Here is a 23,266-nt window from a genome sequence, read left to right as displayed (position 1 = left end):
CGCCATCTTGGGAGGTCGAGCAGCGCTTTTGGGACGAAGCTTCGAAGAAGAATGCCATTCCCTATTACGAGGCCTATCTAGACGAGTTCCCGAACGGCCGTTTCGCCACGGTGGCGAAGCTCAACATCGACGAGTTGAAGAAACCGACGGCGGGCAAGCAGGTCGCGGCTCTCGACACGAACGATGCGAATACCGACTCAGCCGTTCGTAATTCGGCCACCGACCAGGTCCTCACCGCACAACCGAAGAGACAGGTCGTGCAGAAAACCCGCACGCTCAAGCCGGTGGCGCAGCGGAAACAACGCAAGAAACGCCAGATCGTCGAGCGCTGGCGCAACAGGGAGGCTGTGATGCGCGACGAGCCGCCACCGAGAGACACCATTGACTCCCTGGCCAAGGCGCTGATTTTCGGCAGTGGTGTCGCGATCGGCGGCGCGATGAGATATTGATCACGGGCACTCGAAGGGAACCCGCGTTGGACTGGTTTCCTTTTGCCGCTATCGCTGTTGACAGATCGGCCTGGCGGCGATCGCCTACTCGGTCCTGATGCGCATTTCCACGCGCCGATTGACCGCATCGTAGGGATTGGCGACACGCGGATGGGATTTGCCAAGGCCGATCGCTTCGAGCCGCGCCGGTTCGACGCCGTTCGCTTCGAGGAAAGCGGCCACTGACTTGGCCCGCCGCTGCGACAGATCCTGATTGTAGCGATCCGGGCCGGTTGCATCGGTATGGCCTTCAACGACAAAGCTGAACGTGCTCAGCCGATTGTCTTTCAGCGCCTTGGCGAACTCATCGAGTTCGGCGCGCGCCGTCTGGTCGAGTTGCGCGGAATCAAGGGCGAAATTGATCATCATGTCGAGACTCGTCTTTTGTTGAGCCGAGCCAGCCTTCTCGGCCTTGCTCTTGCACTCTTCCTCTGTGCCGACGCAAATGCCGCGCGCGGCACCCAGATTGCCGGTCTGTCCGGCAAAGAACTTCACGATGTCTTCCGATTTTGGAAGCGGATCGGCGGAGGCGTGCGCCGAAAGAAGCATGGCCGCCAATGCCAAGGCTGAACTGCCCCATCGCATGACCGTCACTCCTATCTGAGAGGAATTCGCTGACGCGTATCATACCAAATCGGGAAGCGGTTGTCTGTGAACAAACGCATGCCGCCCGTGGCCGCCACCTGCCGGTAACTGACGCTTGACCGGCGCCCGGCCACAGGCTTGAGTGCTGTTCTGACGGCTCTTGGGGCGTAGCAGCCATGGCCAATGAACTCGGCTACAGAACGGCACGGCTTCTGTTTCTTGCTTGTCCCGCCATCGCCAGGGACATGAAATCGCTGGCCACCGGCCAGCCGCCGCTTGATTTTTGCCGAACCCTGCTTGCCGGGCGCGTGCCAGAAGAAGCAGTCACGTTCTGTGCCTACCTCCTGCCCGAGCGAGCCGCCGTCCGGTGGGGACATGAATGCCTGAGCAATCTCGCCGAGCTCCTCGCGGACCGGGACCTCGAATTGCTTGCGCTTGTCCACGACCGCCTCGGCGAACCGGATAATCCTCACCATCAGGCAGTCTTGAGCAAGGCCTTGGACCTGCCTCCGGCGACGCCCGCGGCCTGGATCGCCCTGGCAGCGGTATGGCGCGACCCGACCCTCGACATGGTGGCGACCGGATTTCCTGCCGCTCATGCCGTCAATGCCGGAATTCTGGCCGGACTGGCCCGCGCCTCGCTGGCCGACCGGTTTGACGTGCTTTCGGCCTTCGTCGAAATGGGCATCCAGATGGCGGAGATGGAGGCGTAACGGCATTTGCCGATCCCTGCGCGCCGTCCGCCATGGCCGGCATCAGACCGGCATCATTGGCAGCCGCCTTGCGCCCATCTGGCGAGCGCGACCTTGAAGCGGGTACCTAGCGGATGCTGCAGGCGCAGGACCGAGACGTCGTTGGCGGCAAAATTCTTCGCCTGCTCGCAAAGCCGGGCCTCATTCCACTCATGGCAGGTGTCGCAGTGCTTGCCCTCCCAGACCGATTTGTCGAGGCCTTCCACCGGACTGAAAAGCGGTTCGCTCTTGATCAATTGGGCGAAGCTCTTGCCGTCGATCGACGGGTCGCCGAACTTGACGGGACGATCGAAAAGGATGGGACCGTCGGTAGCCAGCTTCGGGATTTTCGCACGCAGGGTATCAAGCGCAAGCTGGTCGGCATTCTGGCCCGACGAAGCGTCGGTGTTGCGCGTTTCGGAACCGGCTTCAGCTTGCAGGGTGCTTGCCTCGCCCACGATCAGCGGCGCGTTGAGATCGACCTTGTGCAGGACGACCTCGGTGGTCAAGGAGACATTGATCCAGGGGCGTTGCTTGCGGGCGGTCGCCTTGAAGACGTCGCTGGTCACCCTGTTCATCGCCTCGGTAATGGAGACATTGGATTCCCCGATGTGCTGAAGCAATGCCGTCGTGAAGGGCGAGTGTTCGCCGGACCCGTCATAGGCGAGCTGGTTGGGACTGGCGGCGAAGGCGACGAGCGTTCCGGCGCCGCCATTCTCGATCGGAATTTCCGCGAGGCCACTGCTTGCACCCTTGATGCCGGCGGTCTTTGCCAGCACGTCGGCCAGCGGATTGTCCCGACATGCGTCCAGGAACACCAGCCTTATGCTTGTCTCGCGAGACATCTGGCGCAAAATGAAATCAACCGACACGGCCTCAAAGTCGAGCGACGTCTCATCCTCGAGCGCGGCATCCACCGGAAGCAGGTAGTTCTTGCCCAAAACCTGCAAGCCATGGCCGGCATAGAAGAAAAGCGCCACATCAGCGCCGCGCACCTGCTTGGCGAACTGGGCGACCGTGGTCTGCGTCTGCTGCTTGGTGAGGTCGAAGCCGGAGACCACCTCGAAACCAAGGTTCTGCAGGCGCTCGGCCATCGCCTGGGCATCGCGCGCAGGATTGGCGAGCGGCGCGGCGTGCTGATATTGCGAGTTGCCGAGCACCAGCGCGACACGGCGCTCGGCACTGGCGGCCGTCAAAGTCAAAAGCAGGACAAGTGCGGCAAGGCCAGCGCCGCGAAGTAAGACTGCGTAAAACGCGATTATCCGGGAGCCCACCCCGACCTCAGTTCGCGAGTTTCATGGCGGAGAATTCGATCCGCCGGTTGAGCGCCTTGTTCTTCGGCGTGTCGTTGGCGGCAACCGGGCTCTCCTCGCCATGGCCGGCGGCACTGATCTGAAGACGCGGCACGCCATCGGCGATCAACGCATCGGCAACCGCCTGCGCGCGCCGTTCGGAGAGCACCTTGTTTGCCTCGGGCGAGCCATCCGAGTCCGTGTAGCCCGACACCTCAACCTTCAGGGTCGGGCATTTGCCGACGACACCTTCGACTTCGGCGAGCAGAGGACGGCTCTTGGCATCGAGCCGGGCGCTGGCGGGGCGAAAGTAGATGGCGCCCGTGCGGGACAACACGGCAAACCGGTTGAGGCATTCCTCGTCGCTGAAATTGGACTTCGCGGCGTCGGTGGCCACGGGTCCGACATCGGCGGCGCCGGCAGCGACGGTCTGCACCGCGGCCGGCTTGCCACCGTCGGCGGTGAAGACGAAATCGAAGGAAACCGACGCGGTCGGCACGATGTTCGTCACATTGGCGGCCTGCTGCAGCTTGTCGACGTTCGGCAGCAGGCCGAAATCCTCGACATGCACGGCGACGGGAGCCTCCGACGCGACAGAAACCTGAATGTCGCTGATCATGGTAACGACGACGCTCGCTTCCAGATCCTTGTCGACGCCATGCAGGCTCAGCCGGAACGGCAAGGTTGCCGTGATCCGGCGTTTGGCCGGCAAGTCGGCAAAGGCGGCCGGGTCCACCCGCGTCGTCAGCTCGGCAGTCGGATATTTGAATGTTTCGAAGAACAGGAAGCGCATGCGCACATTGCGAAGGTCGACGCCCGTGTCGACCGAATTGAGATCGAAGCTGACCTTGGCATCACCCGCAGCGCTGAGCGAGCCGGTGATATTCCTGATCTTGTTGGTCTCGACGATCGTGTTTTTCTTGACCGACTGATAGGTGAGCACCGAGGCGGACGGATCGAGCGTCCAGTTCGGCTGGGCGCTCGCGGTTTGCGATCCGAAGACCAGCAGCGCGGCCACGACCAAGCTCCAGGCTACTGCCTTCGCGCGCATTATTTGACAGAGTGCGACGACTTCGAACATGGAACGCCCTCGCCAGGACAACCTATCTCGATACCGCAGGAGGCGGGAGCATAGAGCACTTGTCTTAGCTTGGCGAGCGGTTCCAGCGGGATGCAAAAAAGGTGGCACCAGTCACCACACGTCGGAAAAGCATCGTGCGTCGAGGACGTTGTCACCACCCGCCATTACCACCGCCGCCATTGCCGCCACCACCTATTGGCACAATGACGGGTACGGTTTCGTTCTTGGCCGGTTTGATCAGCTCCTTGGCAGTCACCTTCTTCTGCTTGATCACCTTCGGCGTGGTCGTCACGCGAACGTGCTTGGTAGGATGTTTGGTTGTCGGCGCCGGCTCGAACCTGGGCGTCACAGTCGTACACCCAGCAACCGCAAAGGATAGCAATATTGCGATGACCGCCTGCTTCAATGCCGTGCCCACAATTGCCTCCTTGTTGATCAGAACAGGTCCCGACGCGGATTGGCTTGCTCCCAGACGGCTCTGGCCGTCCGGATCAGTTGATCGTCTACCGAGCCGCCCGCGGGGATTTTCGATTTGAGTTCCGAGCGCAGCTGCTTCAAGGCAGCCGTCTTCGACTTCGAGCCGAACTGCGCCAGAGTTGTCCGCGCGCTCGGTAGCTCGTTGCGAAGATCGAGCCCTGCCGCAAACGCTAGATAGCGCACCGCGACGGCCTGGTCGGATTTGTCGCCTTTCTGCGTTTCGAGAGCAGCGCGGTCATACGCGCCGGAATAGTCTCCGCGGGCGCTCGCAAGCTCGAAAAGCCGCTGCGCTTCGTCGAGGTTCTTTGTCACGCCAACCCCGTCCCGATACATGCGCCCAAGGCTGCCGGGCGCATAAGGCTGGCCAAGGTCCATCGCCTTCTGGAAAAGGGCCTGCGCCTGCTTCGTATTCTTGTCGACGCCACGTCCGCTGAGATAGCTGCGTCCGAGAATATTCATCGAATACATGTCCTGGCGCTCGACGCCCGCCTTGAGAAAGGCAACGGCGCGAGATGGGTCGGCGGGCACGCCATTGCGGCCTTCGGTGAAGATCGCGGCGAGATCGTTCATGGCGTAGGTATGCCCCATGGCCGCTGCCTTGAGCAGCAGGTCCAGACCCTTGCCGGTCTCGCGCTGGACGCCGAGACCATTGAACAGGGCCCGTCCCCAGGCGGTCATTCCATAGGGATCCCCTTTGTCGGACGCCTTTGCATAGAAACTGTTGGCCTTGCTTGGGTCCACGGCCGTTCCTATGCCGGACGAAGCGATATAGCCGAGTTCGAACACGGCGCGGACATGCCCCCGGTCGGCAGCCTCCTGGATAGCCTTCTTGGCCTCGTCGATCTTGCCAGCCGCCAGCAATGCCCGCCCGAGCTCGTAGCGGAAACGGGCGACGTCCGGATATGCTTTCACCGCCGCCCGGCAGACATCCACGGCGTTGCTGCTGATCTCATTTGGCAACAAGCCGGGGACAACGCCCTGCAGGTCGAGAGGCTCGCCAGCCTCCCTGTCGCAGGGCTCGACGCTCGGTGAGAGTTTCATCGTCGCCGCCTTGGGCGACGTGTCGTTGTCGGCCCTGATTTCGAAGCCGACTATCAATGGTTTGACTGCGCCGATCTGAGGTTCGTAGCGCAACTGGTCGACTTCATCGGCCATCAGGCTCGATTGTGGCGACAAGGTCCGGTTCGGCAAGGACAGCGTCCCGGTCGCTGGATAGCTCGCAAGCTTCAGGCTGACCCCGGGATCCTTCGTCGGGAAATCCAGCCTCAGCGGAACCGGGCCGACGCCGACTGGAATGTTGACGTCGCGGTTCTCGATCGCCTCGGCGGCGCCGGCGATATGGATGCCGCGCTCCAGCACCTCCTGCTTCTGCTCCGACTCGAGCGAAGCCACAAGCTGCTTGCCCTCCGCGCCCTCACCGTTCTTGACCCGGAACACTAGGATACCCTGCGATCCGCTGCCCCATGCGTCATGGGTGGCATAGGCCAGCATATCGACCTGGTCCTCGGCGTCGGCGCCCTTCGGCACGTCCATCGCGAGCCGCGGCAGATCCTTGCCCTCGATCGGCTCGCCGGTTGCGACCGGCTTGCCGTCGAGGATCAGACGCCCCAGCGCCGGCGGTCTTTCGATGCTGATGGTGACCGCGCCGCCATCGACATCGACCGGCACCGGCAGGTCGAGCGCGACAGGTCCGACGCCCGACGGCACAGTCTTTTCCAGCAGCGGCGGCAAGGCTGGCCGGTTGGCGCGGCGCATCAGCACCACCTCATCGATCAGCGAGGAGTTCTCCCACGGAACCTGCGCGCCTTTGGTGGCCTCGACCACGTCGCGGCGGACGGCCGCCATGACCGAGCGTATCTCCTGGTTCGGCGCCAGCGCGCGGCGCGAGAAGGCGGATGAAAACGGACTGAGGTCGCCGGACCCGTCATAGGCGACCGCGCCGGGCTCCGTGGCGAACGCGATCAGCGTGTTCAGCGAACTTTTCACCTGCGCAAGGCCGGTGTCGCCGGCAGTGATCAGCTGGTCTCGCAACCAATAGTCCTTGCGCGGAAACGGATTGTTGCGACAGGCGTCGAGGATGATCACCTGGATCTTCGATTTCGCTCGCAACTGCTGGAGCACATCGTCGAGCTTGACGGCCTGGACCTCAATGTCGGCCGCGTTCTTGAGCGATGCATCGACCGGGATCAGGAAATTTTCACCGCCGATCTGAAAGCCATGGCCGGAATAGTACACGATCGCCAGATCGGCGCCGTCCGCCGCCGCTAGGTAATTGCGGAACTGCTTTTCGAATTCGATCTTAGTGAGGTCTTTGGCGACGAACACATCGAATCCGGCCAGCCGGAAGGTGTTCGCCACGTCCGCGGCATCCTTGTCCGGATTCTTCAGGGCCGGAATCTCGCGGTATTCGGAATTGCCGATGACAAGGGCAACCCTTCGATCGGCACAAGCCTGGAACGCCGTGAAGCTCGCGAGGATCAGGGCCGCAATGAACGCACAATATCGCAGCATGACTCATCCTTAACTGCTGATGACCTGTCGGCTGCAGGATACAGCTTGCGACACCTGGTCTGTTAAAGACTTCACGATCTGCCGAAGCGGCAGGGCCGCACCCACGATGGATGCCGCACCCAACCAGCTGTTAAAATACCCCAGTGGCGGGGGTACCGCAATAAGCTGGGCGGAGGGACGCGGAGGGATGTCGGCACGATCCAGTCCATGCACGACAAAGCCACGGCTCGCCACAAGCTTGGCACTTGCTTGGCCATGTCTCGCACCGGGAACAAAGCTCGACGAGCTTCGTCGATCGCGAGCAGCCGCTCTTGGAACCGGACGGTGGTCGTCAACCGCATCAGGACGACTTGGCAAAAACTGTGCCGGACAGTCGAATCCGGTCGGGGTGTCATCGGCGACGCTCCTCGGCTCGCTGGTGAAGCTAGACGATCGCTCCAAAGCGTTTCGCGCGCATGTCACCCGGCACATCGGTGTGTTTCAATTCTATTACACCTTACGCCCGATCGTTCTCGGGTTCGCTCCACAGCCCGCCGGTCACCATGTTGTGGGCTGGGTTCTGTTTGCCGAGCCTCTAACACTGGCGATGTTGGCCAGTATGGCGGTGCCGCTTGCGGGGTCTGGCTAACATTGCGAGATGAAGGCCCGGACGATGATCGCTTCCGTCACCAACCTCGACGGGCACCTGACCGCGGCCGGCGAGACGGATAACGTTCAATTGCGGTTTCGTGTAGAGGAGCCTGTCACAACTCCAGAAGATGACTGCCCCACCAGCCACAGCTTAGCCACGACGTTGACGCCATGGCGCCGATGCTGTTCCTGGCTGACGCCGGTCCGGCCATTTTCCCAGCAATAATGTTGCTTCGTTCTCGCCGATTGCCGATGTGCCGATGTGCCGATGACGGGGACTAATGACGGCGCTGCCGTCTTGTCGCGACACTTTTTCAGCGCCTCGATTTCGTCGTCACGCCGCGCTATGCGGCTTTCCAGATTGGCGATGCGCTCGGTCAGAAAATAGCGGCCCACGGCAAAGCCTCCCGATCCGAAAAGGATTGCGAAGATTGTAAATGCGACCGGGTTGGCCAGAACCAGCGAGGCATTCGTCTGCAAGAAGGCGATCAAGTCGTGCGTTTTCCAAATCCTCTCAGTTTCGCGGCAGCTTGTGAATTTCCAGCCTGACGGGTCCGCCCCTGTCGCAATTCGTGCAGAACAGCGCTCTTTCGACACTGCAGAACAGCGCACCCTTGCCATATCTGCGGATCAGCCCTGCCGGCTTCACCTCGGCATGATGTGAACAGTTCTTGCACCAAGCTCGCAACGTGTGCCATTCGCGGAGGTCGTCAAGGGCGACGTCCAGTCCTGCATGGATGCTGCCGTTGATGATCGTCTGAGGAAGGATCTTCACCTCGCCTGGCGTTTTCCATAATGTGACGGCTGTTGTAGTGGATCAGCAGCATGCCCGGCCGACGACGTATCGCCGCCTGCAATGCCGCCTGGCTGACCATTGCATCGGGTGATCGACAGATCGTTTCGAGGTGCGTCTTCTCCTCGCTATCCCAGACCTCGATCCGGAAATTGTCTTCGGCTGTGTCCACCATATCAAGAACACGCCTTGTGCCAGCCACGGGAAAAGCCGTTCGAGACCGCCCCTCGCGACAGCGCCAGGTCGCGCTCGAGCCGGGCGCATCTGGCCAGCACATTAAGCAAGGCAACCACAGCATCTCCGTCGGCAGCAGCAAGTGCCTGATGAGCCACCAATTCCAAATCCGACATAGCTTCGCCATCCGGCGCGTTTTGGCGCTTTCCCATGGCCCTTTCCTGCTCAGATATGGACAGGAATAAGGAACATATTCCTGCCGGGTCTAGAGGTGCTTGACTCTTTTGTTCTCATTTCGTTCACTGTTAGCAGGATAGCCACAGGGAGGCGAGCAATGCGGCTTCGCTTGGAGATCGAGAACGCTTCGCCGGAAGAGCGCGAGCGCGGCATCGAGGCGGCCGAGGCTGTGTTTGCCACAGCCGGTATCTCGGCCGAACAAGCGGCCTATGGTGTGTTTGCGCTGGAGGGCTGGGATGATGCCAGCTTTGCCCCAGATGAAGAACCCACTGCGGAAGAGGACGGAGCAGCTGCTGTCTGGATGGAGGCCAACAAGGCCGCGATTGCCGCGTGCTGTGCCGATTGGCCTGCGGATGTAGTGCCGGAAAACCATCTTCTTCTCGAATTGGTCGATTGAGGCATGTGCGGTCGCTACACGAGATATCTAACCTGGTCGGAGATCCATCGCCTCTACCGGCTAACCGCACCGGCAGAAATCGGCCGCAATGATGCGCCCCGCTACAACATCGCGCCTACTGATGAAGTCCCTTTCGTCACGGCTGGTGACGACGGCAATCACAAGCTGCGCACTGGTCGAGGGTGGCTGGTGCCGTTCTGGGCAAAGGAGATGCCCAAGGCGGCGATGTTCAACGCCAGGATCGAAGGCATCGACACAGCGCTGGCCTTCCGGGATGCGTTCAAGTCCAAGCGCTGCCTGATCCCCGCCGACGGCTTCTACGAATGGACCATTTCGCCGGCGGACGGCAAGAAAGACCCATGGCATATCTATCTGCCCGGACATGCGCCGTTCTCGTTCGCCGGACTCTGGGCTTATAATTCCAATCTCGAGATCACCAGTTGCACGATCATTACCGAGCCGGCCGGCAAGGTGATGCAGAACCTGCACGATCGGCAGCCGCTCATCCTGGACCGGGCCTACTATGACGAATGGCTGGATCCGGCGACGCCGAAGGACAGCTTGAAGGACATCCTAAGCCACGACATCGACGATCAGTTGCAGTTCAATCGCGTCGGCCGCGAGGTGAATTCGAGCGTCATCAACAAGCAGCCCAACGACCACCCTGCCCTATGCGAGTTCGCATTCCCCAGTTCCCGCTCAAGAGCTTGAAAATCCGGCAGGCCGGTGCTGCCCAGAACAACGGCTTCGCCATCGAGGATCGCGGATTTGACGGGCAGCTGCGCCGCCGCCTGAACAATCCGCTTGTAGCGGTGCGACCAGTCGTAGCCCCGGCGGGTAAATGCGCGCGCCTGCCTGCCCTCGACGACAAGCTCCGTCCGGTAGCCGTCATATTTGATTTCATGCAGCCAGTCGGCCTCCTCGGGCGTGTTTAGAACCAGCATTGGCGATTGGAACGCGATGAAAGGCGAGTTGGCCTTCCGGTTTACGCATGCACTTGCGACTCCCTGACCGGAGTCAAATCGGATAGCAGCAATCGGTTCCTGGAGTTTTAGTAAAAATGAATATGACCTGCTCGGGCGACCAGCATGCCCACCCAAGCCGGCCAGGGCTCGTATGCATTCCAGCGAACTATTCACCCTGTCAGGCCGATCACCGCCCGGGCAAGTTCGTCTCCTCCTTCACCTGTCGTCCCAAATCTCTGCGGAGGCGTTCGGTTTCGTCGGAGCCGTCCTTGGCGCCTGCAGACCCTGGAAGTCGACCGGATTAAGATCGACCGAAGCTTTGTGCAGGGCTTTGGTCACTCAAATGGAGACGAGGCTATTGTTCAGGCGATAATTGACCTGGCCCGCGCCACTGGCCTCAGCACCACGGCGGAAGGTGTGGAGACTGACAGCCAATGCGATTTTCTGCGCAAACTCGGCTGTGACCAGCTACAGGGATTCTTGCTGTCCAGGCCCGTGCCCAAGCAAGAGATCGAGAATCTCATAACGGGCGCAACAAGGCGCGTTTCCGCCTGAGGCCGCCGAATGCGGATTCGGGTGGCCCTTAACGGGCTTGTGGCAGGCGTGCGGTTCTGGCACTCGGTCAAAATCGGCCAGCACATTTCCTGGCCGAGAGGAGCTGAGCACCCGTCGCCCAGAACCTCCACTTTGTGGTTGCGCCTGCCTCCCATGCCGTTTTCCATAGAAACGTTGCCGCGTTGCTTGTCACTCACTCTGTTGATGTTCCAATCTCCGGGCTGCCGGTGCCGACGGATAGCTCGCGAGCACCGTCTCCAGGCGAGCGAGGCGGGCCTTTTGGGCGTTCAGCTCATAGCCGGAACGCCATGCGCTTCTCCCGGGTCGTGCGTCTCTGTATTGATCGATTTGAAGCAGCGAGATGCTGAGGCGGACCGCGTCGATCTCTTTGACGAGCGCGGCCATCACCGGTTTGCGACTATGCATGGCCATCCTTGCTGTACGAGGGTGGCGCAAAACGTCAAGCAAGAGGAAATGTTCCCCGGCCGCGTGTGACGGCGGAATTTGCCTGGCATCTGGCCTTTGCCGGGGCCGCGAACATCGTGCACGTCGAGATGCGGCGTGAGCGAGGGAATGATACGCGATTTCGAGAATGGACTCAGGACACCAAAATCGAACAAAATGGCTGCGATACGACAAGCATTCGAGGAAGCAGGAGTGGTTTTCACGGACGCTGGGGGAGCCACCCTGGCCATCGGTTCCCTTGCGACTGACACAGGATAATGCCTGGATTGCGTGCGCCCGGCAGGCCATGTGAGGTCAAATCTGAGCGGGAGTGACTTGCCGGGAAGTAGCCGGAAAGTCCGCCTAAACTCGGTGGCGGGTCTTCTCCGGTACGAGGCGAGCCGACATGAATTGGCTTTTTCGTGGGTCAAAATCAGACATTTGACCGTATCGTTCCCTGTCGTCCCACAGTGCCTGTCGCCAGTGCCGTTACGCCGATGATTGGATTAGCGAGTCGCAGGAATGCGTTTTGGCCGCTGCTAAGGCACGAGCGGCCCAACGAGCTCAATTCGCCAACGAGCTCTATTCGAAAGAGTAGGTAAATCCTTCCGACGAGGCACCGACGGTAACCTTTGTCATCTTCTTGCCCTCCAGCGAGCGATTGAGCACGCCGCGGCTGAGTTCCGGCAGCAGCGTGTTGGTGAGGATGGCGTCAATCATGCGTCCGCCGGATTCGATCTCGGTGCAGCGCGCCTTGACCATGTCCATCACGCCGTCGCCGATCACCAGCTCGGCATCGTTTGTTGCTTTGAGGCGCCGCGCGATCTTGCCGAACTGGTGCCTGGTGATCGCCTCGATCATCGCGTCCGAAAGCGGATGGTAGGGAATTGTCACCACGCGACCGAGGAAAGCGGCCGGGAACACTTTAAGCAGCGGACCGCGCAAGGCGGTGTCCAGATCGTCCATGCCGGTGCGCAAGGTGCCGCTCTTCGTGCGGTCCATGATAACCTCGGAGCCGACATTCGAGGTGAGCAGGATTAGCGTGTTCTTGAAGTCGATCCGGCGGCCTTCGCTGTCATCCATCATGCCCTTGTCGAAGACCTGGAAGAAGATCTCGTGTACGTCCGGATGCGCCTTCTCAACCTCGTCGAGCAGGATTACCGAATAGGGCTTGCGCCGCACGGCCTCGGTCAGGATGCCGCCTTTGCCATAGCCGACATAACCGGGTGGCGCGCCCTTCAGCGTCGAGACCGTGTGGGCCTCCTGGAATTCGGACATGTTGATCGAAATCAGGTTCTGCTCGCCGCCATAAAGCGTTTCGGCAAGCGCCAAGGCCGTCTCGGTCTTGCCCACGCCTGAGGGGCCGCAAAGCAGGAACACGCCGACCGGCTTCTCCGGCGCGCCGAGGCCGGCGCGGCTGGTCTGCACACGTCTCGCGATCATCTCCATCGCATGGTCCTGACCGACAACGCGCTCGGACAAGGCGGCGGCCAGTTTGAGCGCCTTCTCGGTCTGGCTGGACAGCATCCGTCCCGTCGGGATGCCTGTCCAGTCCTGGACAACAGCAGCCACGGCGTTGCGATCGACCGACGGCAGGATCAGCGGGGTCTCGCCCTGCGCCTCGGCAAGTTCCGCCATCAATGCACGCAGCCGTGCCAGATCAGCAGTGGAATCCGGCACAGCGACACGCTCCTGCGCTGCGACGGCCTCCATTTTTGCCGCCTTTGCTTTCCCGGGCTTGGTCTTCGGGCCCTTGGGTTCAGCCGTCATGGGTTCCGGCGTTTGGCCCCCGGCTGCCTTGCTTTCATGAAACTCTGCAGCAGGCACGGCGACAGCCTCGTCCGGAGCAGCTTCCCCGCCATGCACCGCGTCAAGCGGCATGCCCTCGCCACGCAGTTTGGCGCGCAGGTCGAGAATCTGGGCGACCAGCGCCTTCTCCCGATCCCAGCGCGCTTGCGTTGCCACAAGCATGGTCTCGGTTTCCGCCAACCCGGCCTGCACGCGAGCCTGTCTGTCGGCCACTTCGATGCCGATCGCTGCTTCGCGGCCAATGATGCCTTCCTCGACCTCGAGCGCCTGGCGTCGGCGCAGAATGTCCTCCACCTCCGCCGGCGTGGCGTGCTGCGATACGGCAACGCGGGCGCAGGCTGTGTCGAGCAGGCTAACCGCCTTGTCCGGCAGTTGCCTGGCCGGAATGTAGCGGTGCGAGAGCGAAACGGCGGCTTCGATCGCCTCGTCAAGGATCTGCACCTTGTGGTGCTGCTCAAGAACACCGGCGACACCACGTAACATCAGCACGGCCACCGTTTCGGAAGGCTCGTCGATCTTAACCACCTGGAATCGACGGGTCAGCGCCGGATCCTTCTCGATATGTTGCTTGTATTCGGCCCAGGTCGTGGCGGCGATGGTGCGAAGCTCGCCGCGCGCGAGCGCGGGCTTGAGGAGATTGGCCGCATCGCCGGTTCCCGCCGCGCCGCCGGCGCCGATCAGCGTGTGCGCCTCGTCGATGAAGAGGATGATCGGCGTCTCCGAGGCCTGGACCTCGTCGATGACAGCCTTCAGCCGCTTTTCGAACTCGCCCTTAACGCTGGCGCCCGCCTGCATCAGCCCGACATCGAGCATGCGTACGCTGACATTCTGAAGCGTCGGCGGCACGTCGCCCTGCGCGATGCGCAAGCCAAAGCCCTCGACGACCGCCGTCTTGCCGACACCCGCCTCGCCGGTCAGAATCGGGTTGTTTTGCCGACGCCGCATCAGGATATCGACAATCTGGCGGATTTCAGGATCGCGGCCGACGACCGGATCGATCTTGCCGTCGCGGGCGCGCTGGGTCAGATCGGTGGCGTATTTGGCGAGTGCCGAATCCCCGCCCGGGCCGCGTTTCATCGGTGTTTCGGCCGCAGCCGCGGCCGGAGGTGAGTTGGCTTCGAGCGAGCCCTCGGTGAGGTCGGCGAAGCGGGCAATGACCCCGTCGGCATCGATCTTGTCGAATTCGGCGCTGATTTTCGAAACCAGCCCTTCCAGCACAGGTATCTTCAGGCAGGCGAGAAGAATGTGCGCGCTGCGCACCTCCTCGACACCGAATTCCAGCGTGGCCAGGCTCCAGCCTTCCTGTATGGCGTGAAAGATGTGATCGGAGAATTCCTCCACCGAGGTCGCACCGTAGGGCAGCTTGTCGATGGCGCGGGTCATATCGGCCGTCAGCCGGCTGGCATCCAGCCCGGCATCGGCGACGATCATCTGCACATCTGAGCGCTCGGACAGCACCAGTTGCTGGACGAAATGGACGAGCTCGACATAGGGATTGCCGCGCAGCTTGGCCGTGTCCGCGGCGGCCTTGAAGGCGCGCATCCCCGTGGGATTGAGCTTTGCAACGAGCTCTTTGCGCTTGAAACTCTGCGACGATCGGCGCTGTTCCATTTGAACCTGCCCCCGAAATCTGCTGCCCCTACCCTGCCATAGAAGCGTCTGCTTTACAAAGCCGTGTGCCGAACGAGGCCCTCCGGCCCTGTTTGGGCGGCACCGCGTTGTTACACAAGCCCTGCAAACTCCTGCCATAAACGTGGATTGCGGTCCGAACCTTGCGGGCCACTTCCCGTTCGCGGCCCGCCAATCGCGCAATGGGTTTGGTTGAAAGAAAACTGGAGCATTCAGCTTCTGTTAGTTTTTGAAGAAGTGCTCAATTGTCGTGGCATGGCACCGATGATAACGTCACGTCACTTGGGTCACAGGGCCCTTTGCTGGGGGTAGGTGTGATTGATCTCGCACTCTGGCTGAAGCCTCTGGACGGTACGAACCCGTCGGGAGAGGATTTGCGCAACGACCCGGCTTTTCATGAGCTGGAGCGGCTCACGGAAGCCCAGCTCAAGGTCGTGCACGACGGCGGCAACAAGGCTTCGCAGTCAACCAGCTCGGTCGACTGGGCTGCCGTCCTCGACAAATCGGAAGAATTGCGGTCGCGCGGCCGGGATTTGCGCCTTCTGGTCATCGTCACGCGCGCGCTGGCCAATGAAGAGAAGCTTGCCGGCCTCACCCAGGGACTGACCCTGATCGCAAAGACTTTCGACCAGTATTGGGACACCATGCATCCGGCTTTGCGCACGAGTGCCACGCCCCGCGACGCGGCGCTGCGGCGCGTCAATGCGCTGCTCGACCTCCAGAACGGCCAGGAAGGTCTGCTGGCAAACCTGCGGCAGACCGTCTTCTTCTCACCGCGCGCCCTCGGGCCGATCAGCGGGCGAGACCTGGAACAGGCAGCGCTCGACGAGCGCATCATGCTCCAGGAAGCTGCCTCTGGCCTGGGAACCGCCGAAAAGGCGGCGCTGACGGCCGCCCACAACCAGTTGCTGAACCGGGTGCGCACGGGATGCGCGGCGCAGGTCGATCAGGCCGCGGACGCTGTCACGACAATTTTGGCCGATGCGCGCGCCGCGATTGCGGCGCTGGAGGCAGTGGATACCGCTCTCAATGCCCGTATCGACGGCAACGGCGCGGCGGTTCCGGATTTGAAGAAGTTCCTGCAGCGCCTGCTGACCACGCTGGAGCGGAATTCCAGCGCCGGCGCCAGGGCCAACGGCGCAGCAAAACCTGCCCCACAGCCGGCTCAACCGGCATCGACGCCCACCCAAAACCGTCATGGAGCCGAGACGATGGCAACTGTGGCAAGCTCTGTGGAACCCGGTGCCGGCCTGCCTGACCGGATCAACTCGCGCGACGAGGTCGTCAAATGCCTCGATCTCGTGGTCGCCTTCTACGACCGCACCGAACCGTCCAGTCCCATCCCGCATCTCGCCCGGCGGGTGCGCAGGATGGTGCACATGGATTTCGTGGAACTGATGGAAGATCTCGCCCCGTCGGGGCTGAAGGAATTCCGGCTGCTTGCCGGTGTCGCCGATCCCAAGAAGCCGGCCCAGAAGGATGAAAGGTAACAAGCATGCCAGCAGAGAGCAAAGCCAAGGTCATCGAAAGAAACCGCGCCCCGCGCGTGCAGATCGCCTACGACGTCGAAACCTACGGCAGCCCCACGACGATCGAGTTGCCGTTCGTCATGGCTGTCATGGCCGACCTTTCGGGCGCCTCGCAGACCAAGGAAGCGTCGAAGTCGGTTCTGGACCGCAATTTCGTCGAAACCGACGCCAATCGCTTCCCCAAATTCATGGAAGCAATGGGACCACGCGTGAAGGCGCGCGTGAAGAACACGTTGCCGCAAGCCGAGGGCGCCGAGCGGGACGAGGAATTGGCGATCGATCTGACATTCTCCAAAATGGGTGATTTCGCGCCCGACAAGATCGCCGAGCAGGTGCCGCAACTGGCCGAGATCCTCAAGATGCGGCGTCAACTCGAGGAACTGCTGGGCTTCATGGATGGCCGGGTGGATGCCGAAAAGCGCATCGCGCAGCTTCTGAACAACGAGCCGCTGCTGAGCAAGATCGCCGGCCAGGCGATTTCTGACGGCAAGGGCGAGGAGTAAGTCATGGCCGAACAGCAAAAGACCGCAGCGGCTACCGCCGAGGCCGAAGCCATCGATCTTGGCGAATTCAGCGGCCTTCTTGAAAAGGACTTTAAGGTCAAGAAGGACGACAGCGAGAAACTGCAGCAGTTGGTGCGCAACCTGGCGCTGGCCGCTCAATCCCGCTCCGAGACGACGACCATCTCGTCCAACGCGATCAAGTCGGTCAAGTCGCTGATCGCGGGCATAGACAAGATGCTGACGACGCAGGTCAACGAGATCCTGCATGCCCCCGAAGTGCGGGAGATGGAAGGCACCTGGCGAGGCCTTTGGTATCTCATCAACAACACCGAGACCGATACCAAGCTGAAGATCCGGGTGATGAACATCTCCAAGGAGCAGTTGGCCGACACGCTGGAAGACTATGAAGGCCAGATGTGGGACCAGAGCCCGATCTTCAAAAAAGTCTACACGGACGAGTATTCGATGCTGGGCGGTGAGCCGATCGGCTGCATCATCGGCGCCTACGAGTTCTCCAACCATCCGCGCGACGTCGGCCTGCTGCGCAACATCTCGGGTGTCTGTGCCTCGGCGCATACGCCATTCATCGCCGCCGCCTCGCCGCGGCTGTTCCGCATGGACAGCTGGCAGGAACTGCCGAACCCGCAAGACCTGCAAATGATCGTGAACAACCCGGCCTATGCCTCATGGCAGTCGCTGCGCGAGAGCGAGGACGCCCGCTATATCGGGCTCACCATGCCGCGCGTGCTGGCGCGCCTGCCCTACGGCTCGGAAACGGTCCCGGTAAAGGGTTTCACTTTCGAGGAAGAGGTCGGCGGCGACCACAACAAATATGTCTGGATGAATGCCGCCTTCCCGATGGGCGTCAACATCAACCGCAGCCACAAGCTCTATGGCTGGGGAACGCAGATCCGCGGCGTCGAGAATGGCGGCACGGTGCTTAACCTGCCGGTGCACGCTTTCCCGACGGACGACGGGTCGATCGCAATGAAATGCCCGACCGAGGTCGCCATCGACGACCGGCGCGAGGCGGAATTGGCGAAGCTCGGCCTGATGCCAATCTTGCACCGCAAGAACACCGATCTCGCAGCGTTCATCGGGGCGCACTCGCTCCAGGATGACGAGACGCGCGCCGGGCGTCTGGTCGACCCCGACGCCCAGTCGAACGAACGGCTCAGCGCCAACCTGCCCTACCTCTTCCCGGTGTCGCGTTTCGCGCATTACCTCAAGGCGATCGCGCGCGACAAGATCGGCTCGTTCAAGGAACGCACCGATATGGAGATCTGGTTGACCGAATGGATCAACCGGTACGTGCTGGCCAATCCGGCCTTCGCCGACGACAAGGCGCGGGCCAAGCGTCCGCTTGCCGCGGCCGAGGTTCAGGTCGACAGCGTCGAAGGCCGGCTCGGTTACTACAATGCCCGTTTCTACCTGCGTCCGCACTACCAGCTGGAAGGCATCAATGCTTCCCTCCGGCTGGTATCGGAACTGCCGTCGGTGAAGGGGTGAAGTCGCAGCGAAGTCATCTTGTTTCGTTTGAAAGCGGTGGAGAAAGACAATGCCGACCACAGAGAGAAGCGATGCTCCTTCGATGAAGATCGACGGTTTTTTGAAAGTTCCGGACATCAAGGGCCCGAGCAAGCGCGACGGCCATGAAGACGAGATCGAAGTGCATGGCGTCGACTACAAGATGATCGCGCCCTACGACCCGAATTCGCTGTCGCGACGTGGCCGCGTGTCGATGGGAATGATCAAATTCATCAAGCACTACGACAAGTCGTCGCCATACCTGAAGAAGGCGCTGTTTGAGAACAAGGCGCTTGACGAGGTGGTGTTCTCGGCACGTCGCACCATTGACGGCGAGACCAGCGACTATCTGGTCGTGACGCTCACCGACGCCTCGGTCATGGAATACGATATGCGGCAGGCCCCCGACGAGGCCGATCTCATCGAGGAAGAAGTCAGCTTCGCCTACAAGAAGATCAAGTTCGTCTACGACAAGGACGACGAGATCGAAATGGACGTCTATGTCGGCAAGTGAGGCTAGGCGGCCTGTCGCCAAGTCGCAGCTTGCCGGCAGTTCGCGGACAAAGCGCGAGGCGGTCCAGCCCTCGTTCTGGGACCGCCTTGTCAACGACTTGCCGGGGCTGGCGTCTGAGATCGATGGACTACGCCGCCAGTTGGATGAAGAACTCGGCGCGGAACGCGTCGAGGCTCTCCTTGGCGGCAGCGCACGCGCCATCGATACCGACGACGAACTCACGCCTGAGCAGAGACGGCGCTTACACCGGCTGGTCTTCCAGACCGAGTATCGCGCCGAGATCGAAAGCCGAGGCGTGGTGGTTTCGGCACGCGTGCTGAGGGAAGCCGTGCGGCGCGACATCGAGGCCCTGTTCAATACCGAGCGCTTCGAATCCATACCGATGCTTTCCGATGCCGAGCACGAGCAGCCCCTGGACGAACTGCCGTCCCTCGCCGATTTTCCGGAGGTGCGCCGCAGCGTGGTCAATTATGGCGTTCCGTCCTTTTCCGGCCGCTCCTCGCGGGATTTCGACCGCGATGTGCTGGCGCGTGAAATCCGCGCGGTGCTTGCCACCTTCGAGCCGCGCCTGAAGGAGAGCGCCACAACCGTCAACGTCACGCTCGGAGACAAAACCGTCGGCCTCAAGATCGAGATCGACGCGGTGCTGATCATGGCCCCGACACCGGAGCGTATGCGGCTGCGCACCACGATCAATCTCGACAACGGCCTGGCACGAACAGAATTCCGGGAGACCTGAGATGGATCGGGTCTTCCTGGAGTATTACGAAGAAGAACTGACCCATATCCGGGCGTTGGCCGCGGAATTCGCAGACATGCATCCGGCGGTCGCGCGCAATCTTTCCCTCGACACGGTCCCATGTCCCGATCCCTATGTGGAACGGCTGCTGGACGGCGTGGCCTTCCTGGCCGCGCGCACCCGTCTGAAGGTCGACGCGGAGCGCTCGCGCTTCTCGCGCGCCGTGCTCGATGTGCTTTACCCCGATCTAGTGACGCCGGCGCCGGCTACGGCGATGGCTGTGCTGAAACCCGGCCAGCAGGTGCAGTCGATGATTGCCGGCCACGCCGTCGCGCGCGGCACACGACTGGTCTCAGGCCTCAATCCGGGGCTTTCGACGCGCTCGACCTTCACCACCGCGCAGGAGGTCACGTTGTGGCCGATCGCTATCACCTCGGTCAGCTATTTCCAGGATCGCAGCGCGCTCGCCGCCGCTGGAATCGCGCCGATCGGCGACGCGCGCGGCGAGGCGGCGTTTCGCGTCACCCTAGCCCGGACGGGGAAGGGCAAGCTGAGCGAACTGTCGCTCGACCGTCTCGACCTCTATCTCGCCGGGCGTGCCAGGGCGCCCCTGCTTTTCGATGCAATCTTCGGCGCGTGCTCGGCTCTCGGCGCGCGGGCGCAAGGCAAGACAACCCCCCTGACGGCGCTGCCCGAGCCTGAAATGATCGGCATCCGCGACGACGAAGCGCTGATGCCGCGCACCCGTCCGACCTTCGAGGGATACCGGCTGCTGCGAGAATATTTCATGATCCCGGAGCGCTTCCATTATGTGCGGGCCGCCGGCCTTCAGCCGGTGGTGCGCAAGTGCGATGCGGCAATCGAGATCATCTTCCTTTTCCGGCGTCCGGTGCCCGAACTCGCCGATGTGACGGTCGCCGACTTCGAACTGTTCGTGACACCGGTCATCAATCTCTTCGAACGCGAATGCAACGTCATCGAGATCGATCCACGCAAAACGCGTCAGGTGCTGCACGCCGACCGCACCCGGGCGCGGGATTTCGAGATCTTCCGGGTCACCCGGGTTGAGGACGCCGACGCCGAGAGCGGCGAGGCCACAATTCCCGAATTGTTCAGCCTGGGGCAGAACCGCGGCAGCGGCTGGGTCTATTCGACCGAGCGACGTCCGCGCCGCGCCACCGAAGACGAGCGGCGCGAGGGCCTGACCCGCACCTCCTACACGGGCGACGATGTCTTCATCGCCGTCTCGCGGCCGGCGGGAAGCTTCCCGAACCGGCCGCTAAAGCGTCTCGACATCACGGCGCTGTGCACCAACCGCGACCTGGCAATTCTGGACGACACACCGACGCTGACGCTGGAGACGGCCGATCCGGTCGAAGCGGTGCGCTTGCTTGGAGCGCTGCGGGCGCCGCAGCCGGCAATCCCGGCATCCCTCCCTGCCAGCGCGGCCGGCGAATCCCGCGCCGACAATCTCGCCTGGCGGCTGGTGGCGCAGCTCTCTCTCAACTTCCTCAGCCTTGCCCACGAAGGCCGTGGCGTCGATCCGCTGCATGCCTTGCTCGACCTCTATGCCGATCGAGGCGATCCCAGCCTCGCCCGCAACGTGCATTCGATCGTGCGCATCGACTCACGGCCGGTGGTCGAGCGGCTCCAGATCGACGGGCCAATGTGTTTTGGACGCGGCACCGAGGTGACGTTGCATGTCGACCAGTCCGTGCTGGCGGGGCAAAGTTCGCTGCTGCTTTCGGCCCTGCTTTCGCGGCTGTTCGCTCGTCATGCAGGAATAAACGGATTTGTGCGGACCCGCACGCGGTTGCTGCAGAAGCAGGAGGATGTGCCATGGCCGATGACGCCCGGCAATCGCTACCTGATCTAGCGGAGCCCGCAACGGTTGCGGCCGCGCCGTTGCTGGAGAGCTCCGACTTTTTTGAGCTGCTGCGGCGCCTGGAGCAACGCGGTGGGTTGTTCGGCCATTCCGGAACCGCCGACCTCGAGCCGGCAAGACTTGGCCAGCATGTGCGCCTGAGCTTCTCGGCCCGCGACGTCGTCAAGCTCCAGGACGCGGGGCAGATGGCCCCTGCCTGTGTTACCGTCGCCAATCTCGGGCTGCTTGGACCGGAAGGACCGATGCCATTGCATCTGACACGCTGGGTGCTCGACCGGCTGTCGCAGCGCTGGTTCATCGGGGCCGATGCCGAGCAGACCAGCGACACGACCTTCGTGGATTTCGTCAACATCCTGCAGCACCGCATGATAGCCCTTTACTATCGCGCCTGGGCTGACGCGCACCCGGCGGTGCAGGCCGAGCGGTCGGTCGGCGGGCGTGTTCGCGCCATGCTGGAGGCAATGTCCGGGATCGGTCTTCCCGGCACGCAGGATCCCGAACTCGACGCCGTGCGGCTGCGGCAGGCTGGATCGCTCGCCAGCCAGGCCGACGGCGTCGAGCGGCTGACGCTGTTTCTCGCCACCGCCTTCAAGGTGCCAGTGCAGATCAAGGAATTCGTCGCCACCTGGATCACCATACCGAAGGCACTGCAGACGCGTCTCGGCAAGACCCATGCCGGGCTCGATCGCGGGGCGACGATCGGGCCACGGGTGTTCAGCCGTCAAAGCAGGATCGAATTGCGCGTCGGTCCGCTGAGCTTCGACGACTTCAGGTCGTTCCTGCCCGGCGAACGACGTCTTAGCCTGTTCAAGAAGGCGGTGCGCGACATGATCGGCGAGACGCTCGACGTCGATTTGCGCATCGTGCTCGCGCGCTACGCCGTGCCGCCGCCACGGGTCGGGACTGTCCAGCTTGGCCGCACGGCTTGGCTGGCGCGTCCCGCCGACAAGGGTGACGCCGACGATCTCAGGTTGCACACCATCGTCGGCTGGCGGCCGGAAATGGCGGAGGCGGCCGTATGAGCCTGCTGCTGACGCTGGAACAAGGCCCGCGCTCGCAAGTGGTCAGGCAGACCCGGCTTGACGACGGCGAATTGGTGATCGGACGCAGCGCCGATGCCGGCTGGCAGATCGACGACCCGGACATGTTCGTCTCGCGCGCGCATTGCAAGATCAGCGGCGACCGGGATGGCTATTTCGTTACCGACACGTCGAGCAGCGGATTGTTCGTCGATGACTCCGACAGCCCACTGGGTCCTGGCAGGTCGATGCGGCTGCAGAGCGGCATGCGGCTGCGCATGGGCGACTATGTCTTCCACGTCGAGGTCCAATCCAAAGCGAACCCGACGTCGGTCGGCCCAGCCCCTGTCGCTGGCCATCCCACGCCTGCGTGGTCGTCGCCGGGAGCGCGAACGCCTGCCAGCATCGGCGGCGACGACTTCTTCTCGGCCAAGGTCGAAGAAGAACCGCGTCCGCCACGCCCGGCGGACTTGCCGAACCCGTTCGAGCAGCCTGTTCCGGGGGCTTATGACCGCGCATCGAGCCAACGCAGTTCGCCTGCCTTTGATGACCCGTTCAGCCTCGACCCGGTGGCGACGTCGCAATCCGGTAATGTCGCTGCTCCAAGTCGGTCGGATCCGTTCGGGTTCGGCGAAATGGCTTCGCGCAACGATGCGTCCGGCCATCCGGCGAAGCCGACAAGCTTGGATGACGATTTCAGCTTCGGGCCGGCCGCGGCTCCGCCTCTCGCCAACGGCGGCGCCGACCCGGCG

The 23,266-nt window shown here is 62.3% G+C and carries 22 protein-coding genes and 2 pseudogenes; 13 read left to right on the top strand and 11 right to left on the bottom strand.

Going from position 1 to position 23,266, the window contains the following annotated elements; genetic code table 11:
- Positions 1-449, top strand: a pseudogene (locus tag X741_RS1000000170600) (hypothetical protein); the annotation flags it as partial.
- Positions 450-533: 84 nt separating this feature from the next.
- Here X741_RS1000000170600 and X741_RS137520 read toward each other — a convergent pair.
- Positions 534-1,037 carry an OmpA family protein gene (locus X741_RS137520; RefSeq protein WP_023780793.1) on the bottom strand — a complete coding sequence of 168 codons (504 nt, stop codon included), beginning with the start codon at positions 1,035-1,037 and terminating at the stop codon, positions 534-536.
- A gap of 212 nt (positions 1,038-1,249) precedes the next feature.
- On the opposite strand from X741_RS137520, the gene X741_RS137525 reads away from it, so the two are divergent.
- Positions 1,250-1,786: a hypothetical protein gene (locus X741_RS137525; RefSeq protein WP_023780792.1), complete on the top strand. Its 537-nt coding sequence runs from the start codon at positions 1,250-1,252 to the stop codon at positions 1,784-1,786.
- Between the two features lie 53 nt (positions 1,787-1,839).
- Here X741_RS137525 and X741_RS01120 read toward each other — a convergent pair whose 3' ends face one another.
- The 7 genes from X741_RS01120 to X741_RS0136220 form a co-directional block, all read right to left on the bottom strand.
- Positions 1,840-3,078 (bottom strand): caspase domain-containing protein, encoded by a 1,239-nt coding sequence (locus X741_RS01120; protein WP_084018959.1) that lies wholly within the window; start codon positions 3,076-3,078, stop codon positions 1,840-1,842.
- A gap of 7 nt (positions 3,079-3,085) precedes the next feature.
- Positions 3,086-4,114: an OmpA family protein gene (locus tag X741_RS137530; protein WP_245272809.1), complete on the bottom strand. Its 1,029-nt coding sequence runs from the start codon at positions 4,112-4,114 to the stop codon at positions 3,086-3,088.
- A gap of 214 nt (positions 4,115-4,328) precedes the next feature.
- Positions 4,329-4,595: a hypothetical protein gene (locus tag X741_RS0136235; RefSeq protein WP_084018958.1), complete on the bottom strand. Its 267-nt coding sequence runs from the start codon at positions 4,593-4,595 to the stop codon at positions 4,329-4,331.
- Positions 4,596-4,612: 17 nt separating this feature from the next.
- Positions 4,613-7,165 (bottom strand): caspase family protein, encoded by a 2,553-nt coding sequence (locus X741_RS137535; protein ID WP_023780788.1) that lies wholly within the window; start codon positions 7,163-7,165, stop codon positions 4,613-4,615.
- Between the two features lie 714 nt (positions 7,166-7,879).
- On the bottom strand, positions 7,880-8,287 hold the full coding sequence (locus X741_RS01000000167315) for a hypothetical protein (protein ID WP_023780786.1): 408 nt from the start codon (positions 8,285-8,287) through the stop codon (positions 7,880-7,882).
- A 22-nt stretch (positions 8,288-8,309) separates the two neighbouring features.
- A complete protein-coding gene (locus X741_RS1000000171290; RefSeq protein ID WP_023780785.1) occupies positions 8,310-8,570 on the bottom strand; it encodes a hypothetical protein in 261 nt (86 codons plus the stop codon).
- Between the two features lie 194 nt (positions 8,571-8,764).
- On the bottom strand, positions 8,765-8,974 hold the full coding sequence (locus X741_RS0136220) for a hypothetical protein (RefSeq protein WP_031250715.1): 210 nt from the start codon (positions 8,972-8,974) through the stop codon (positions 8,765-8,767).
- 134 nt (positions 8,975-9,108) lie between these two features.
- On the opposite strand from X741_RS0136220, the gene X741_RS137545 reads away from it, so the two are divergent.
- The gene (locus X741_RS137545; RefSeq protein WP_156937970.1) at positions 9,109-9,396 is read left to right on the top strand and encodes a hypothetical protein; all 288 of its coding nucleotides are present in this window, start codon (positions 9,109-9,111) and stop codon (positions 9,394-9,396) included.
- 3 nt (positions 9,397-9,399) lie between these two features.
- Positions 9,400-10,107: an SOS response-associated peptidase gene (locus X741_RS137550; RefSeq protein ID WP_023780783.1), complete on the top strand. Its 708-nt coding sequence runs from the start codon at positions 9,400-9,402 to the stop codon at positions 10,105-10,107.
- Here the strand turns inward: X741_RS137550 and X741_RS1000000169325 are convergent.
- On the bottom strand, positions 9,990-10,340 hold the full coding sequence (locus X741_RS1000000169325; RefSeq protein WP_084018956.1) for a hypothetical protein: 351 nt from the start codon (positions 10,338-10,340) through the stop codon (positions 9,990-9,992). The two genes, X741_RS137550 and X741_RS1000000169325, sit on opposite strands and share 118 nt — an antisense overlap.
- Before the next feature lie 294 nt (positions 10,341-10,634).
- Between X741_RS1000000169325 and X741_RS137560 the strand changes: the two are divergent.
- Positions 10,635-10,916, top strand: a pseudogene (locus tag X741_RS137560) (EAL domain-containing protein); the annotation flags it as partial.
- Between the two features lie 189 nt (positions 10,917-11,105).
- Here the strand turns inward: X741_RS137560 and X741_RS137565 are convergent.
- Positions 11,106-11,321 (bottom strand): hypothetical protein, encoded by a 216-nt coding sequence (locus tag X741_RS137565; protein ID WP_031250713.1) that lies wholly within the window; start codon positions 11,319-11,321, stop codon positions 11,106-11,108.
- A 621-nt stretch (positions 11,322-11,942) separates the two neighbouring features.
- Positions 11,943-14,780, bottom strand: coding sequence for a type VI secretion system ATPase TssH (gene tssH, locus X741_RS137570; RefSeq protein ID WP_023780779.1), 2,838 nt, complete (start codon positions 14,778-14,780; stop codon positions 11,943-11,945).
- A gap of 332 nt (positions 14,781-15,112) precedes the next feature.
- Here tssH and tssA point away from each other — a divergent pair, with 332 nt between their 5' ends.
- The 8 genes from tssA to X741_RS137610 form a co-directional block, all read left to right on the top strand.
- Positions 15,113-16,288, top strand: a complete 1,176-nt coding sequence (gene tssA / locus X741_RS137575; RefSeq protein WP_023780778.1) for a type VI secretion system protein TssA — start codon at positions 15,113-15,115, stop codon at positions 16,286-16,288.
- A 5-nt stretch (positions 16,289-16,293) separates the two neighbouring features.
- A complete protein-coding gene (tssB, locus tag X741_RS137580; protein WP_019859789.1) occupies positions 16,294-16,830 on the top strand; it encodes a type VI secretion system contractile sheath small subunit in 537 nt (178 codons plus the stop codon).
- A gap of 3 nt (positions 16,831-16,833) precedes the next feature.
- Positions 16,834-18,339: a type VI secretion system contractile sheath large subunit gene (tssC, locus tag X741_RS137585; RefSeq protein WP_023780777.1), complete on the top strand. Its 1,506-nt coding sequence runs from the start codon at positions 16,834-16,836 to the stop codon at positions 18,337-18,339.
- A gap of 82 nt (positions 18,340-18,421) precedes the next feature.
- Positions 18,422-18,871 carry an Hcp family type VI secretion system effector gene (locus X741_RS137590; protein ID WP_023780776.1) on the top strand — a complete coding sequence of 150 codons (450 nt, stop codon included), beginning with the start codon at positions 18,422-18,424 and terminating at the stop codon, positions 18,869-18,871.
- Positions 18,858-19,610 carry a type VI secretion system baseplate subunit TssE gene (gene tssE, locus X741_RS137595; protein WP_023780775.1) on the top strand — a complete coding sequence of 251 codons (753 nt, stop codon included), beginning with the start codon at positions 18,858-18,860 and terminating at the stop codon, positions 19,608-19,610. The genes X741_RS137590 and tssE overlap by 14 nt, the downstream gene beginning before the upstream one ends.
- A gap of 1 nt (position 19,611) precedes the next feature.
- Positions 19,612-21,486 (top strand): type VI secretion system baseplate subunit TssF, encoded by a 1,875-nt coding sequence (tssF, locus tag X741_RS137600; protein WP_023780774.1) that lies wholly within the window; start codon positions 19,612-19,614, stop codon positions 21,484-21,486.
- Positions 21,450-22,517, top strand: coding sequence for a type VI secretion system baseplate subunit TssG (gene tssG / locus X741_RS137605; protein WP_031250712.1), 1,068 nt, complete (start codon positions 21,450-21,452; stop codon positions 22,515-22,517). Before tssF ends, tssG begins: the two co-directional genes overlap by 37 nt.
- The coding region (locus X741_RS137610) for an FHA domain-containing protein (RefSeq protein WP_023780772.1) at positions 22,514-23,266 on the top strand (753 nt) is incomplete at its 3' end. The genes tssG and X741_RS137610, both read left to right, overlap by 4 nt.

Source organism: Mesorhizobium sp. LNHC221B00 (assembly GCF_000502935.1).
GTDB lineage: Bacteria > Pseudomonadota > Alphaproteobacteria > Rhizobiales > Rhizobiaceae > Mesorhizobium > Mesorhizobium opportunistum.
Note: the sequence above shows the minus strand (reverse complement) of the source record. Positions and strands in the feature narration are given on the sequence as shown.

What these genes read in the sequence shown, in the direction of transcription:
- X741_RS137525 (WP_023780792.1), top strand. Translation starts at nt 1,250, where the DNA reads ATGGCCAATGAACTCGGCTACAGAACGGCACGGCTTCTGTTTCTTGCT.
- tssH (WP_023780779.1), bottom strand. Translation starts at nt 14,780, where the DNA reads ATGGAACAGCGCCGATCGTCGCAGAGTTTCAAGCGCAAAGAGCTCGTT.
- X741_RS1000000169325 (WP_084018956.1), bottom strand. Translation starts at nt 10,340, where the DNA reads ATGCTGGTTCTAAACACGCCCGAGGAGGCCGACTGGCTGCATGAAATC.
- X741_RS137550 (WP_023780783.1), top strand. Translation starts at nt 9,400, where the DNA reads ATGTGCGGTCGCTACACGAGATATCTAACCTGGTCGGAGATCCATCGC.
- tssG (WP_031250712.1), top strand. Translation starts at nt 21,450, where the DNA reads ATGGCCGATGACGCCCGGCAATCGCTACCTGATCTAGCGGAGCCCGCA.
- X741_RS137520 (WP_023780793.1), bottom strand. Translation starts at nt 1,037, where the DNA reads ATGCTTCTTTCGGCGCACGCCTCCGCCGATCCGCTTCCAAAATCGGAA.
- X741_RS0136220 (WP_031250715.1), bottom strand. Translation starts at nt 8,974, where the DNA reads ATGGGAAAGCGCCAAAACGCGCCGGATGGCGAAGCTATGTCGGATTTG.
- X741_RS137565 (WP_031250713.1), bottom strand. Translation starts at nt 11,321, where the DNA reads ATGGCCGCGCTCGTCAAAGAGATCGACGCGGTCCGCCTCAGCATCTCG.
- X741_RS137535 (WP_023780788.1), bottom strand. Translation starts at nt 7,165, where the DNA reads ATGCTGCGATATTGTGCGTTCATTGCGGCCCTGATCCTCGCGAGCTTC.
- tssC (WP_023780777.1), top strand. Translation starts at nt 16,834, where the DNA reads ATGGCCGAACAGCAAAAGACCGCAGCGGCTACCGCCGAGGCCGAAGCC.
- tssF (WP_023780774.1), top strand. Translation starts at nt 19,612, where the DNA reads ATGGATCGGGTCTTCCTGGAGTATTACGAAGAAGAACTGACCCATATC.
- tssB (WP_019859789.1), top strand. Translation starts at nt 16,294, where the DNA reads ATGCCAGCAGAGAGCAAAGCCAAGGTCATCGAAAGAAACCGCGCCCCG.
- tssE (WP_023780775.1), top strand. Translation starts at nt 18,858, where the DNA reads ATGTCGGCAAGTGAGGCTAGGCGGCCTGTCGCCAAGTCGCAGCTTGCC.
- X741_RS137590 (WP_023780776.1), top strand. Translation starts at nt 18,422, where the DNA reads ATGAAGATCGACGGTTTTTTGAAAGTTCCGGACATCAAGGGCCCGAGC.